The following is a 14342-nucleotide window of genomic DNA, read 5'->3' as shown; positions in this document are numbered from 1 at the left end:
GATGAGTCGGCCAGACGGTCGCGTCAGGTCGGCGGCCTCCGGGCCGCCGGTCCTGCCGAGGAAAGTCCGGGCTCCACAGGGCACGGTGGTGGCCAACAGCCACCCGGGGCGACCCGCGGGACAGTGCCACAGAGAGTAGACAGCCTCGAGCTCGCTCGAGGTGATGGTGAAAGGGTGGTGTAAGAGACCACCAGCGGCCCCGGTGACGGGGCCGGCTCGGTAAACCCCACCGGGAGCAAGCCCGAGCAGTATGCGTTCGACGGCGGCCCGCCGGAGCATACGGGTAGGGCGCTGGAGGTGGCCAGCAATGGTCACCCGAGATGGATGGCCGTCCACGACAGAACCCGGCTTATCGGCCGACTCATCCACACAACGTGACGGGCGCACCATCGGTGCGCTGAGTCGGAGTGTCGTGCCGACTCATCCACACAACGTGACGGGCGCACCATCGGTGCGCTGAGTCGGAGTGTCGTGCCGACTCATCCACACAACGTGACGGCGCACCATCGGACTAATCCGCCTGAAGTGACGGGCGTGTCGGCCCTGCCGTGCGACAATTCGGGCGTGCTGACCGACGACGGCTGGGTGACGGAGCACCTGCGGGTCGGGGGGAGCACCATCGGCTGTCGGTGCAGCATCGACCGGACCGGGGTGCCGATCGTCCACGTCCACGGGTTCGCGATCTCCGGTGCCTACCTCATGCCGACGGCTCGCGCGCTCGCGCATCGGTGGAGCAACGTCGTCCCGGACCTGCCCGGGTACGGACGCAGCGAACGACCCGACCGAGTTCTGGACATCTCCGCTCTGGCGGAGGCGTTGACCGCCGTTCTCGATGCCCTCGAGATCGAGAAGGCCGTCCTCGTAGGCAACTCGATGGGCTGCGCCATCAGCCTCGAGGTGGCCCATGCCGCGCCCGAACGTGTCGACCGACTCGTGCTCGTCTCGCCGGCCGGTGGAGTGCACAACCAGCCCCTGGTGCGAGCGCTGGGGCAGCTCGCCCGGGACGGGCTCCGCGAGAACCCGAGAATGCTTCCCGTCGCGGTGCCCGACTACGTCCGGTTCGGGCCCCTGAACGGACTCCGCCTGTTCCGGGACCTCACGCACTACCCGTCTCTGGAGCGCCTGGTGCGCACGCCGGTGCCCACTCTCGTCGTGCTGGGCGGCCGGGACCCGCTCATGCCTGCCCCAGCGCGCGTTCGGGAGGTGGCCAGACTCTCACCCGAGCACCTGACCGTCGCGCTCCTCCCGGACGCCGCACACGCGATGAACTTCAGCCATCCGGATGAACTGGCCGGCACCATCGAGCTCTGGCTGGACGACGCGCTCCGTGAGGACGGGGGGCTTCCGGACGGAGTGCGTGTCGTCATCCCGCACGGCGGCGCGCCACCACGGCCATGAGGCTTCCAGCGGAGAAGTCACCCCCGACGGATGACGTGACCCACTCACGGGGCGGGAGATGGTGGTGACTCGACGTGGCGGGCTCGGCCGCCCACGCCGGGCTCGCCTCGGTGGACTCGATCGAAGGCAGGTACTGGTGGGCCCACGACGCGAACCGGGAGCCACCTCCGGCGGATCGCCGGTGCAAGCCGGGCGCAGGCATGGGCCCCTCTCCCTCAACGCGGTGACCACCGCTTCCGGGGTCCTGCTGAGGTGGGTCTGTCTGGTCGCCGTCGTGGCCGTGATGTCGGCGGGCGTCGCCGCCCAACCGGCCTGGGCGGTCGGCGCCGGTCAGCCGTCCGAGGCGACCGCGGCGCAGGACGCGGAACGGGCCCTGGCGGAGCGGTTCGCCCCCGTGGTCAGACTGGTACGACAGGACGTCCCCTGCGGGCCGGGAGAGCCTTTCCGTCCCAGCGACGTCGAGATCATCCTCGACGACCCCAGTGTCGCCCTCATCGGCCCGTGGGGGAGCGACGGCGACCTCCGGGTCGGCCCGACGGCGACGGACCTCGGCGAGGGCCTCTTCGGCTACCACCTCGACATGCCCGGCAACCCGCTCGAGCCGGGCTGCGACTACGAGGAGTGGGTCAGGGGGATCGAGACGACTCTGCCGCCGACGACGTACGCCCACGTGGTGACCGAGGACGGGGTCCCGGATCGCCTGGCCTTGCAGTATTGGCTCTTCTATCCGTTCAACGACTACACCAACAAACACGAGGGCGACTGGGAGATGATCCAGCTCGTCTTCGCCGCCGACACCGCCGCGGAAGCCTTGGGCCAGAACCCCCTCGAAGTCGGCTACAGCCAGCACGAGGGCCTCGAGGTGGCACAGTGGGACGACCCGAAGCTCCAGGTCGAAGACACCGACCATCCCGTGGTCTATCCGGCCGCGGGATCACACGCCAACTTCTTCGAGTCGGCGCTCTTCCTCGGGACGTCTGCCGAGCAGGGATTCGGCTGCGATGACACCCGCGGTCCCAGCGACGACATCCGTCCGACGGTCGCGGTGATTCCCAGCGATCCTGCGGCCGCTCGGGCCGACTTCCCCTGGATCGGCTACCAGGGTCGTTGGGGGCAGCGCGAGCAGTCGTTCTACAACGGCCCGACCGGTCCGAACATGAAGGAGAGCTGGACCCAGGCGATCACCTACCAGGATGAGAACGGCCGCGACGTCAGCTACGCCGTTCCTGCGGGCGGCCTGCTGGGTACCTCGGCCACGGACTTCTTCTGCAGCACGGTCTCGGGCGGGTCGGAACTCGTGCGCAAGCTCGCGGACGCCCCCGGCCGCCTTCTCATCATCCTGTCGCTTTTCGCTCTCCTCGTCGTCTGGCTCCTGCGCCGAACGACCTGGACGCCAGCCGCGCCGCTGCGCATCGCCAGGCGCAGGGCCGTCGGCCAGACGATCAGGGCATCCGCGCGGATGTACGCATCGCGGTGGCGCCTCTTCATCGGCATCGGCTTCCTGCTGGTGCCGGCGTCCCTGGTCGTCGCCGGTCTGCAGAGCCTGATCGTCGCGGGGCCCGAAGCCGCCGGCCTGGAGCGCGGCGGGGAGGACGGGGGACTGCGCATCGCCGCCGCCGCCGTCTCGGGGTACCTCGTGCTCGGGGTCAGCATCCTGCTGGTGCTGTCGGCCACCACCTGCGCGCTCGATGCCATCGACCGCGGAGAGGCGGTCGGAGTCCGGAGTGCCTACGGCCAGGCGCTGGCCCGGTGGAAGCCCCTCTTGGGCGCCCTCCTGAGTGCCTCCGTACTCGTGGGAGGTCTCGCGCTGACGGTGATCCTGCTCCCTGTGGCGGCTGTCCTCGTTCTCCTGTTCGCGCTCTTCGTGCCGGTGATCGTGTTCGAGGGCGCAGGCGCCCTCGCCTCCCTGCGCCGCAGCGCCGTGCTGGTTCGCGGTCGGGTGGTCAGGACGGCCGTCCTCCTGGGGGCCTCGATCTTCCTCAGTGCGGCCGGCGGTCCGTTCGTCGGCGCGATCGTCATCCTCGTGACCGGCGCACCACTGGCGTTCGCAAACATCGTCGCCGGAGTCGTCTATGCCTGCCTGATGCCGTTCGTCGGGCTGACCATGGCCTACCTGTACTTCGACGCACGGGTGCGGGCGGAGCGGGCCGATGCGGACGATCGACCCACGGTTCTCCCGGCCGAGATCTAGCCGCCCCGGGGCGGGCTAGGACGAGACGCCGGTGAAGAGCGCGGAGAGGTCGAGCGAGTGCACGTGCCGGTCGCTCGCGAGGGAGATGTAGCGTCGCGCGAGCGCGTCCTTCGCGAAACCCATCACCGTGCTCATCAGGCCGATGGACTCCGCCAGGTCCTCTGGCGGGGTCGCGGCGACCAGACGTCGCCACATCGCGAGCTCGAGGGCGTTGAAGGCCGCCTGGACCTCCGAGATGTCGAACCCACCGCCGAACCTCTCGGTTGCGATCGCCTCGACGCGGCTGCTGAGGGGCGCGAGCTCGCGACTGGCGAGGGTCGCGACGACGAGGTCGAACAGCTCGCCGAGGCGCGCTCTCGTGAAGGCTTCGCCCTCGCGCTCGTAGTGGGTCGGCGAGGTGTTCTGAAGGGCCGCGAAGGCCTCCTCGAGCACCGCATCACGGGCCTGGACCAGGATCTCCTCGGGCTTCATTCGTGCCACCTCTCGTGACCTCTCGCGCCGCCCTGGTGTGCGCCTCCGACACTACCGCGACGGTCGGGAGGCGGAGCCGTGAGGGTGGCGCAGGGCATAGACGATGGTCCCGAAGGCGAGCACGGCCGCCGCCGTGAGTAGAGCGGCAGGTGGCTGGAACACCGCGATGACCAGACACCCGGCCAGGCCGACCAGCGGGAGCGCGCGGTCCTGCATTGAGCGATGAGGCAGGGTCCGGGCGCTCGCGTTGGCGATCGCGTAGTACGTCAGGACACACACGGACGAGAACGCGATCGCTGTCACCAGCTCCCCGATGAGCACCATCAGGACGACCATCCCGGCGGCCGCCAGCTCGGCGAGGTATGGCGTATGGAAGCGGGGGTGCACCGCCGCCAACGGCGGCGGCAGGTTGCGGTCCCGAGCCATGGCGAACCCGGTGCGGGAGACGCCCAGCAGGACGCCGAGCAGTGACCCGAACGCCGCGATGGCGGCTGTCACCCGCACAACGGGCTCGGCCCAGGAGAGACCGAGAGCCCGCACGGCCGATGCCAGCGGTGCCGGGTCCGTCGCGATGACCTCGGCGCCGCGGGACCGCAACAGCGCGACGGCGACCAGCGCATACAGGACGACCGTGATGCCCAGCGCGATGGGGATCGCGCGTGGGATGGTCCGCTGCGGGTCGACGACCTCCTCGCCGAGGGTCGCGATCCGGGCGTAGCCGGCGAAGGCGAAGAACAGGAAGCCCGCCGCGGTCAGGACCCCGAGAGGGCCCCCCTCGATGGCGGCCCGAGGCGTGGTCGCGCCGGTCGGCGCGGTCACGAGCAGGAGCAGGGACGCGAGGACGAGCACGGTGATGACGACGGCGACGATGACGCGCGTGACGAGGGCGCTCTTGGTGATCCCCCGGTAGCTGATCGCCGCAACCAGGACGGCTGAGGTGACTGCCACCCAGCGGGCCTGGTCGGGCCAGATGTAGACGCCGATCGCCCAGGCCATCGCGGCGCAGCTGCTCAGCTTGCCCGCGACGAAGGCCCACCCCGCGAGATAGCCCCAGAAGGGCCCCAGCCGTTCCCGGCCGTAGACGTAGGTGCCGCCCGACTCCGGATAGAGGGCGGCCAGCCGGGCGGAGGCGATGGCGTTGGCGTAGGCGACCAGCGCGGCCAGGGCCAGGGCGAGCAGCAGCCAGGAACCGGCGGCCGCAGCGGCGGGCGCGTAGGCGACGAAGACGCCCGCACCCAGCATGGACCCCAGACCGATGACGACGGCGTCCGAGAGGCCGAGCCGCCGCGCCAACCGGTCCATGGTCGTCACGCTATCGCTGTACGGTCGGGGTATGCGGATCACCCACCTCGGACATGCGTGCCTGCTCGTCGAGACCGCTGACCGGCGGATCCTCATCGACCCGGGTGCCTTCGCGGGCGACTTCCTGGGGCTGCGCGACCTCGACGCGATCCTGGTGACGCATCAGCATCCAGACCATCTCGACCCCGTGCGACTCCCGGAGCTGGTCCGCGCGGTGGGCGACGTACCGCTCTGGTGCGACCCCCAGACTGTGTCGGTTCTCTCCGGTCTCGGGATCGAGGCGACGGCCCACGACGGACAGGTCGTCTCGGTCGGAGAGGTCGAGATCCGACCGGTCGGGAAGATGCACGCCCTGATCCACGACGAGATACCGCGGATCACCAACGTCGGGGTCCGGGTGAGCGCACCCGGAGAGCCCACGCTGTTCCACCCCGGTGACGCCCTCGACGCCGAGCCGGGGGAGGTCGATGTCCTCGCCTTCCCGCTCAACGCGCCCTGGCAGCGCAGCCGCGAGATGACGGCCTTCCTGCGCCGGATCGGAGCGCCGCATGCCGTACCGATCCACGACGGCCTGCTCAACACGACCGGACGCAACCTCTACCTCAGGCAGGCCGGTGACCTCGGCAGTCCCGACACCGACATTCACGATCTCGCCGGACAAGATCCCTGGCGGGTCGAGTTGTGAGGTAAGGCGATCCTAAGTACTGTCGTGCCGTGCCCAAGGTCACGGCGAAGAAGAAGTGCTGCAAGGACAAGCCCCGGTGCAAGAAGTGCCCGGTGGTGCTGTCGCGCCTGACCACGCTGGGCTACGGCGAGCGTCACCCCAAGGACAAGCGCCGGTATGTGCTGGCCGGCTCGGTCCCGAAGAAGACGATGAAGGTGGCCCGGGCGCGTTAGGTCCGGCGATGTCGGCGTCAGCGGCGGGCTGTCGCGACCGTTGCTGCTCGGCCGTGTGGAGCGCCGTCGGGCGACCGGTATTGCGGTCGCTCTGCGGATGGAAAGTCTCGCGAGTGAGGAAAGGTCGCCTCGGCGACCAGAGGTCCCCGCGAGACGTGCGACCGATCCGGGGCGACCGAGCCGTCAGTCGGTGGTGGTGAGGATCTCGGCACCGGAGTCCGTGACGAGGATGGTGTGCTCGAACTGTGCAGACCGACGTCGATCCTTGGTCACCACGGTCCAGCCGTCGTCCCACATCTCCCACTCGTGGGTGCCGAGGTTGAGCATCGGCTCGATGGTGAACGTCATGCCCGGCTCGATGACGGTGTCGTAGCCCGGTGCCGCGTCGTAGTGCGGGATGATCAGGCCGGAGTGGAAGCTCGCGCCGATGCCGTGACCCGTGAAGTCCCGCACCACGCCGTAGCCGAAGCGCTTGGCGTAGCTCTCGATGACCCGCCCGATGACGTTCAGCTCGCGGCCGGGACGGACTGCCTTGATGCCCCGCATCATCGCCTCACGGGTGCGCTCGATGAGCAGGGCGGACTCCTCGTCGACCTCACCCACCGGGTAGGTCGCATCGGTGTCGCCGTGCACCCCGTGGATGTATGCGGTGATGTCGATGTTGACGATGTCGCCCTCGCGCAGCTCGCGTGAGTCGGGGATCCCGTGACAGATGACCTCGTTGACCGAGGTGCACAGCGACTTCGGGAAGGACTTGTAGCCCAGCGTGGACGGGTAGGCACCGTGGTCGAGGAGATACTCGTGACCGACGCGGTCGAGCTCGTCCGTGGTGACCCCCGGGGCGATCGCGGCCGCCGCCGCCCGCAGCGCCTCCGCAGCGATCCGACCGGCGATCCGCATCCGCTCGATGGTCTCGGCGTCCTTGACCTCGGGACCGGTATGGGGTCGTGGGGCGGGCCGGTCGACGTACTCGGGGGCGGCGATACTGCCCGGGACGGGACGACGCGGGGACAGCGTGCCGGGCTCGACGGAGGCGTAGGCGACTGGCATAGGTTGGAGTCTAGGCGGGTGCGTGTGGTTGTCCCCTGACGGCCGCGATCCCGCACCTGATGACCACGAGCGAGGAGGCCGGCAGTGCAGTACTGGTACAACATCCGCACCGGTGAGGTCGAGACCGACGAGAACCGCAGCCAGAACGACGATGTCATGGGCCCCTACGACACTCGGGAGGACGCGGCGGCAGCTCTGGCGACGGCCAGGGCCAACACCGAGAGGTGGGACGAGGAGGACCGCGAGTGGGAGGAGTGGGGTGAGGACTGACTGTGAGCGCCGGCACAGCCTGACCTGAGCCGTCCCGATAGCATCGGAGACGGCGGGTCCCGCAGCCAGGACTACCCAAAACGCGGGGTGTGTCGGTTCCGGCGGTCGACCTCAGCCAGGAGGTCCGGCATGACCCCTCACGCTCCTCTGTCCGGGACACCCCGTCGCGTCGTCATCCTCGGGGCCGCGGGCCGGGACTTCCACAACTTCAACGTCCTCTTCCGTGCCGACCCTGCCTACCGGGTGGTCGCCTTCACCGCGACCCAGATCCCCGACATCGAGGGCCGGTTGTACCCACCCGAGCTTGCCGGCGAGCATTACCCGGACGGCATCCCCATCGTCGCCGAGTCCGAGCTCGACAGCCTCCTCGTGGACGAGCGTGCCGACGTCGCCGTCTTCTCCTACTCCGACGTCCGTCACGAGCACGTCATGCACGTGGGCTCGAGGTGCATCGCGGCCGGCGCCGACTTCTGGCTGCCGAGCGGTCGGAGCACGATGCTGCGCAGCACCCGTCCGGTCGTCGCCGTGACGGCGGTCCGCACGGGCGTGGGGAAGTCGCAGACATCCCGGTTCCTGGCTCGGCTGTTGACCGATCTCGGCCACCGCGTCGTCTCGGTCCGCCACCCCATGCCCTACGGAGACCTCGCCGCCCAGGCGTGCCAGCGCTTCGCCGATGCCGCCGACCTCGACCGCTACGAATGCACCATCGAGGAGCGCGAGGAGTACGAACCGCACATCGCCGACGGCCTGGTCATCTACTCAGGCGTGGACTACGAGCGGATCCTGCGTGCCGCCGAGCAGGAGGCCGACGTCATCCTGTGGGACGGCGGGAACAACGACCTGCCCTTCTACGAGACCGACCTCCACATCACCCTCGTCGACCCGCTCCGGCCCGGGAACGAGGCGACTTATCATCCCGGCGAGGCCAACGTCCGCATGGCCGATGTGGTCGTCGTCGCCAAGTGCGACTCCGCCGACCCCGCAGCCGTCGCGGCGGTTGAGGAGTCGGTGCGTCGGCTCAACCCTCGTGCCCGGATCGTGCTCGCCGAGTCGCCGGTCACCCTGGACGACCCCACGTCGGTGAGCGGCCGGCGCGTCGTCGTCGTCGAGGACGGCCCGACCCTCACCCATGGGTCGATGTCGTTCGGCGCCGGGGTCGTCGGTGCTCGAGCCGCGGGTGCCGCCGAGATCGTCGACCCGGCCCCCTATGCGGTGGGCTCGATCGCGGAGGTGTACCGCGCATACCCGAACGCCCGCGGAGTCCTGCCCGCGATGGGGTACGGACCCGAGCAGGTGCGTGACCTCGCCGCCACGATCGCCGCGGTTCCGTGCGACATCGTGGTGTCGGGAACGCCGATCGACATCACCCGGGTCATGACGCCGGACAAGCCCGTGGTGCGGGCGCGCTACTCCCTGAAGGAGCGACGAGAAGGGGAGCTGTCCGACATCGTCACCGGCGCTCTGGCCTGAGAAGCGGCGCGGTGGGCAGGCCGGGGACTGCCCGCGAGGGTTGGGCATGTCAGGGGCGTGGCTTGTCGCGCGGTGGGCAGGCCGGGGACTGCCGCGGGGGGTGGTGGCATGTCAGGGGCGTGGCAAGTCGCGCGGTGGGCAGGCCGGGGACTGCTGCGAGGGGTGGTGGCATGTCAGGGGCGTGGCATGTCGCGCGGTGGGCAGGCCGGGGACTGCTGCGAGGAGTGGTGGCATGTCAGGGGCGTGGCATGTCGCGCGGTGGGCATGCCGGGGACTGCCGCGGGGGGTGGTGGCATGTCAGGGCGTGGCAAGTCGCGCGGTGGGCATGCCGGCAATGCCGACAGCCGATCGGATCACCCCTTGCGGTGGACGCTCACGGCGTAGTCGCACGCGAGGCTCCAGCGCGCCCGCTCCCAGGACCCCCACCGTTGCTGCAGCGAGAAGCCGGCACCCCGCAGCGCCCGGTCGTACTCCGTGATCGGCACGACGTGGGCCGTGTCGGGCAGGTCGGCCCGGGTCAGACCGAAGCCCGCGATCATGAATGCCCCCGGCACGAGATGCGCCGCGATCTGGCGCACGACGGTGTCGAGGGTGCCCTCGGCGAGGAAGGGCACGACGTTGCCGGCGAGCACGGCCACGCGGAACCCGCGCGTGCCCGCCCAGGTCGACGTGCCCCACGGCGAGAGGTTCTCCTGCGACAGGTCCATCTCGGTGAGGTCGGCGTTGACGTACTCCGTGCCGGGGTCCTCACGGCGGGCGATGTCGATGAGGTGCTTGTCCGCATCCACGCCGACCGCGTCGTAGCCCATCCGCGTCAACACCCGGGTGAGCCGTCCGAAGCCGCAGCCCGCGTCGAGCACTCTCGCCGGCGGCGGAACGACCGAGGCGACGAAGCGGGCCTCCCCGTGCAGGTCGGCGCCGGCCTCCTCCAGCTCACTGAAGCGCCGACGGTATGCGGCGGCCGCCTCCACACCCTTGCTCACCTCGGACCAGCGCGTCGGAGGGGGTGTGCGCTGGTCACCGGAGGCGGTCACGCGCGGCTCACTCCTCGAACGAGTGCTCGGTGGCGGGGAAGGAGCCGTCGCGGACCTCGGCGGCGTACTCCGTCGCCGCGCGGGCGAGCTCGCCGCGCAGGTCGGCGTACTTCTTGACGAACCGCGGGGCGCGCCCGCCGCGAAGCCCCGCCATGTCCTGCCACACGAGCACCTGCGCGTCGCAGTGCGGGCCGGCGCCGATGCCGACCGTCGGGATCCGCAACGCCGCGGTGACCTCGGCGGCGACGGGCGCCGGTACCATCTCCATGACGACGGCGAAGCACCCCGCCTCCTGGAGCGCGAGCGCGTCCTCCATGAGCTTGGCCGCGCCGGCTCCACGGCCCTGCACCTTGTAGCCGCCGAGGACGTGCTCACTCTGGGGGGTGAAGCCGATGTGCCCCATGACGGGGATGCCGGCCCGCACGAGCAGCTCGACCTCGGGCACCATCGCCTTCCCGCCCTCGAGCTTGACGGCGTGCGCCATGCCCTCCTTCATGAAGCGGGTCGCGGTCGTCAGCGCCTGCTGAGGGCTGGCCTGGTAGGACCCGAACGGCAGGTCGGCGACGACCATGGCGTGCTTGGCCGCCAGGGTGACCGCACGGCACAGCGGGACGAGGTGGTCGACCGTGACCGGCACGGTCGTCTCGAACCCGTAGACGTTGTTGCCCGCGGAGTCGCCGACGAGGAGCACCGGGATGCGCGCTTCGTCGAAGATCTCCGCCGTGTACATGTCGTAGGCGGTGAGCATCGCCCACTTCTCGCCATCCTCCTTCATCTTCTGCAGATGAGGGATACGGATGCGCCGCTGGGGGGCGGCCTGCACGCCGGTGCCGTACGGTGCGGGGGACTCGCTCATGGTGACGATCCTAGGGCGGTGACGGGGTAGGTTGACCTGCGTGACTGGGCCGTTGTCGATCCGCTTCGTCTCGATGCACACCTCGCCGATCGCGATCCCCGGAGCCGGTGACGCCGGTGGGATGAACGTCGTCGAGCGACATCAGGCCCACGCACTGGCCTCGCTCGGTCACACCGTCGAGATGGTCACGCGGCGCGCTGACCCCGACGTGCCCGACGTCGTTGAGGTCGCCCCGGGCGTCACGTTGCGCCACCTGCCCGGCGGACCGCCGACTCCCTTGGCCAAGAGCCGGATCGACGACCATCTCGAGGAGTTCTCGAGCCACCTCCGGCGCCTCGATGCGCCGGACGTCGTCCACTCCCACCACTGGATGTCCGGCGTCGCCGCCATCCCCTGCGCACGGGAGTGGGGCGTGCCGCACGTCCAGAGCTTCCATTCCGTCGCCGCCCTGCCGGACAGCCCCCTCGGCGAGGGTGAGCCGCCCGAGTCGCCGCGCCGGGTCCCGGGGGAGCGGTTCGCCGCCCAGGAGAGCGACCTCGTCATCGCGGTGAGCCACGCGGAGGCGCGCACCGTCATCGACCGCTGCGGCGGCGACCCCAGCCGGATCCGCATCGTCTCCCCGGGTGTCGACCCACAGATGTTCCGCCCCCTGCTCGCCGGCGAGGAGCCCTGGCGGGAGGAGCCGTACCTCCTGTTCGCAGCCCGGCTGCAACCACTGAAGGGCGCAGACCTGGCGCTCGCCGCATACGCCCTGCTCGACCCGCCCCTGCGGCCTCGGCTCGTCATCGCCGGCGACACCTCCGAGGACTTCGCCGACTACCGGCACGAGCTCGACCGCATCGTCGCCGAGCACGACCTCGCCGACGAGGTCGACTTCGTCGGACCGAAGGCACCGGACGAGCTGGCCCGGATGCTCCGCGCCTCCCGGATCGTCCTCGTCCCGTCCCACTCCGAGACCTACGGTCTGATCGCCCTCGAGGCGAGTGCGAGCTCGGTGCCGGTCATCGCATCGGCCGCCGGCGGGCTGACCGAGGCCGTCGTGCACGGCTGCTCCGGCGTCCTCATCCCCGAACGTGAGCCGAGCCTCTGGGCGGCGGCGATGACCCGGGTCCTCCACGACGAGGGGTATGCGCGGCGCCTGGGCCGCAACGGCCGCACCCATGCCCTGGGGTTCTCCTGGGAGGAGCACGCCGACCACCTCGTCGGCCTGTACCGCCGCCTCGCGGAGGCCGCCGCGGACGCAGTGTCCGCCACCGCGCGGCGCGACATCCTCCCGGCCCTTCGCTCGGCCCCGGCGGTCGGCCTGCTGCACGCCCACCCGGACGACGAGTCGCTCGCGACCGGCTCCCTCATCGCCGACCTCGTCGACTACGGGGTGCGGGTGCACGTCCTGACCGCCACCCGCGGTGAGCGGGGCGAGGTCGTGGCCGGTCCGCTGAGCCACCTCGAGGGCACCGAGGAGCTGCACGAGCACCGGATGGACGAGCTCGCGGCAGCGCTGGCGGCCCTCGGTGCGCAGCCGCCGGAGCTGCTCGACTACGAGGACTCGGGGATGCAGTGGATCACCGAGACCGTGGCCGGCCCGGCCGACGACCTGGGAGAGCGCGCCCTGACGAGCGCGCCGGTCGAGGAGGTCGCCGAGCGCGTCGCCGAATGGGTGCGGGCGGCGGGGCTGACACACCTGGTCACCTACGACTCGACGGGAGGCTACGGACACCCCGACCACGTCCACCTCCACCACGTCGGAGCGTTGGCCGCCGTGCTCGCCGGCGTGCCTCTCGTCGAGGTGCTGCCCACGCGCCGGGGGGTGCGCTGGCGGGGGGAGTGGACCGAGCTGCCGCAGACCCGCGAGCGCGTCGTCGCGGCGTTGCGGGCCCACGCCACCCAGGTCACCGTCACCGACGCCGAGGACCCCGCGGGCGTGGTCGTCACGCACAGCGGAGGGCAGCGCGACCTCATCCCGCTCGCGGTCGGGCTGCGGCGCTCGACCGGGATCGGGACCGGGGTGCGGACCTCCCACCCGTAGCCGCTGCGACTTTGACAGGATCTGGACATGGATCGTCAGCAGGAGTTCGTCCTTCGCACCATCGAGGAACGCGACATCCGGTTCGTCCGGCTGTGGTTCACCGACGTGCTCGGCACGCTGAAGTCTGTCGCGATCGCCCCGGCCGAGCTCGAGGGCGCCTTCGCCGAGGGGATCGGCTTCGACGGCTCGGTCATCGAGGGGTTCGCGCGGGTGTACGAGGCGGACATGCTGGCCCGGCCAGACCCGTCGACCTTCCAGATTCTCCCCTGGAGGGGTGAGGCGCCGGGAACGGCGCGGATGCTCTGCGACATCCTGCTGCCCGACGGCACGCCGAGCTACGCCGACCCCCGCAACGTGCTGCAGCGGGCGCTGACGAAGGCCTCCGACCAGGGCTTCACCTTCTACACCCACCCCGAGATCGAGTTCTTCCTCTTCGAGCGGGGCACGAAGGCCGGCCGCACCCCGGTCCCGGTCGACCACGCGGGGTACTTCGACCACGTGCCGCGCGGCACGGGCCACGATTTCCGCCGCGCCGCGATCACGATGCTCGAGTCGATGGGCATCTCCGTGGAGTTCAGCCACCACGAGGGTGCGCCCGGCCAGAACGAGATCGACCTGCGCTATGCCGACGCCCTGACGACCGCGGACAACATCATGACGTTCCGCACCGTCGTCAAGGAGGTGGCGCTCGAGCAGGGCGTCTTCGCCTCGTTCATGCCGAAGCCCTTCGCCGACCACCCCGGCTCCGGCATGCACACCCATCTGTCCTTGTTCGAGGGCGACTCGAACGCGTTCTACGAGGCGGGCGCGCCCTACCAGCTCTCGAAGGTGGGTCGGCAGTTCATCGCGGGCCTGCTCACGCATGGCGCCGAGATCACGGCGGTGACGAACCAGTGGGTCAACTCGTACAAACGGCTCTGGGGCGGAGGTGAGGCCCCGGCCCATCTGACGTGGGGCCACAACAACCGCTCCGCGTTGGTTCGGGTGCCGATGTACAAGCCGAGCAAGGGACAGAGCAGCCGGGTGGAGATACGCAGCCTCGACTCGGCCTGCAACCCCTACCTCGCCTTCGCCGTCGTCCTCGCGGCGGGGCTCAAGGGCATCGAGGAGGGCTACGACCTGCCGCCGGAGGCCGAGGACGACGTGTGGAGCCTGACGGCCGGTGAGCGCCGCGCCCTGGGCATCAAGCCGTTGCCGGCCTCGCTCCACGAGGCGATCTCGATCATGGAGGGCAGCGACCTGGTCGCCGAGACCCTCGGTGAGCACGTCTTCGACTTCTTCCTGCGCAACAAGCGGCAGGAGTGGGACGACTACCGCCACGAGATCACCCCATTCGAGCTCAAGCGCTACCTGCGCGCCCTCTGAACCCCGTGGTCC

13 protein-coding genes and 1 other RNA gene are annotated in these 14342 nt (G+C 70.4%); 9 read left to right on the top strand and 5 right to left on the bottom strand.

Features of this window, described 5'->3' with window-relative positions:
• Positions 1-2: 2 nt before the first annotated feature.
• The 3 genes from rnpB (at position 3) to GA707_RS08770 (ending at position 3589) form a co-directional block, all read left to right on the top strand.
• Positions 3-368, top strand: an RNA gene (gene rnpB, locus GA707_RS08780) — RNase P RNA component class A.
• Positions 369-564: 196 nt separating this feature from the next.
• Entirely contained in the window at positions 565-1398 is an 834-nt protein-coding gene (locus tag GA707_RS08775; protein WP_152178045.1) for an alpha/beta fold hydrolase, read from the top strand.
• Positions 1399-1621: 223 nt separating this feature from the next.
• Positions 1622-3589 (top strand): hypothetical protein, encoded by a 1968-nt coding sequence (locus tag GA707_RS08770; protein WP_152178044.1) that lies wholly within the window; start codon positions 1622-1624, stop codon positions 3587-3589.
• Positions 3590-3604: 15 nt separating this feature from the next.
• Here the strand turns inward: GA707_RS08770 and GA707_RS08765 are convergent, their stop codons facing one another.
• Both GA707_RS08765 and GA707_RS08760 read right to left on the bottom strand, forming a co-directional pair.
• The gene (locus tag GA707_RS08765) at positions 3605-4069 is read right to left on the bottom strand and encodes a hypothetical protein (RefSeq protein WP_226963649.1); all 465 of its coding nucleotides are present in this window, start codon (positions 4067-4069) and stop codon (positions 3605-3607) included.
• Positions 4070-4111: 42 nt separating this feature from the next.
• Positions 4112-5362: an APC family permease gene (locus GA707_RS08760; RefSeq protein ID WP_152178263.1), complete on the bottom strand. Its 1251-nt coding sequence runs from the start codon at positions 5360-5362 to the stop codon at positions 4112-4114.
• 31 nt (positions 5363-5393) lie between these two features.
• Between GA707_RS08760 and GA707_RS08755 the strand changes: the two genes are divergently transcribed.
• Positions 5394-6047: an MBL fold metallo-hydrolase gene (locus tag GA707_RS08755; protein WP_152178042.1), complete on the top strand. Its 654-nt coding sequence runs from the start codon at positions 5394-5396 to the stop codon at positions 6045-6047.
• Positions 6048-6076: 29 nt separating this feature from the next.
• Entirely contained in the window at positions 6077-6259 is a 183-nt protein-coding gene (locus GA707_RS08750; RefSeq protein WP_152178041.1) for a hypothetical protein, read from the top strand.
• A 183-nt stretch (positions 6260-6442) separates the two neighbouring features.
• Here GA707_RS08750 and map read toward each other — a convergent pair whose 3' ends face one another.
• Complete coding sequence (gene map, locus GA707_RS08745; protein ID WP_152178040.1) at positions 6443-7309, bottom strand: type I methionyl aminopeptidase; 867 nt, start codon at positions 7307-7309, stop codon at positions 6443-6445.
• An 84-nt stretch (positions 7310-7393) separates the two neighbouring features.
• Between map and GA707_RS08740 the strand changes: the two genes are divergently transcribed.
• Positions 7394-7579: a methionine aminopeptidase gene (locus GA707_RS08740; RefSeq protein ID WP_152178039.1), complete on the top strand. Its 186-nt coding sequence runs from the start codon at positions 7394-7396 to the stop codon at positions 7577-7579.
• A 129-nt stretch (positions 7580-7708) separates the two neighbouring features.
• Positions 7709-9049 carry a cyclic 2,3-diphosphoglycerate synthase gene (locus GA707_RS08735; RefSeq protein WP_152178038.1) on the top strand — a complete coding sequence of 447 codons (1341 nt, stop codon included), beginning with the start codon at positions 7709-7711 and terminating at the stop codon, positions 9047-9049.
• 353 nt (positions 9050-9402) lie between these two features.
• On the opposite strand, the gene GA707_RS08730 is transcribed toward GA707_RS08735, so the two are convergent.
• Positions 9403-10083, bottom strand: coding sequence for a bifunctional 2-polyprenyl-6-hydroxyphenol methylase/3-demethylubiquinol 3-O-methyltransferase UbiG (locus GA707_RS08730; RefSeq protein WP_152178037.1), 681 nt, complete (start codon positions 10081-10083; stop codon positions 9403-9405).
• Positions 10084-10090: 7 nt separating this feature from the next.
• Entirely contained in the window at positions 10091-10939 is an 849-nt protein-coding gene (gene panB / locus GA707_RS08725) for a 3-methyl-2-oxobutanoate hydroxymethyltransferase (protein WP_152178036.1), read from the bottom strand.
• A gap of 40 nt (positions 10940-10979) precedes the next feature.
• On the opposite strand from panB, the gene GA707_RS08720 reads away from it, so the two are divergent.
• Both GA707_RS08720 and glnA read left to right on the top strand, forming a co-directional pair.
• Positions 10980-12965, top strand: coding sequence for a glycosyltransferase (locus tag GA707_RS08720; RefSeq protein WP_152178035.1), 1986 nt, complete (start codon positions 10980-10982; stop codon positions 12963-12965).
• A gap of 27 nt (positions 12966-12992) precedes the next feature.
• The gene (gene glnA / locus GA707_RS08715; protein WP_152178034.1) at positions 12993-14330 is read left to right on the top strand and encodes a type I glutamate--ammonia ligase; all 1338 of its coding nucleotides are present in this window, start codon (positions 12993-12995) and stop codon (positions 14328-14330) included.
• Positions 14331-14342: the final 12 nt, after the last annotated feature.

This window comes from Nostocoides sp. F2B08 (genome assembly GCF_009184895.1).
Taxonomy (GTDB): domain Bacteria; phylum Actinomycetota; class Actinomycetes; order Actinomycetales; family Dermatophilaceae; genus F2B08.
Note: the sequence above shows the minus strand (reverse complement) of the source record. Positions and strands in the feature narration are given on the sequence as shown.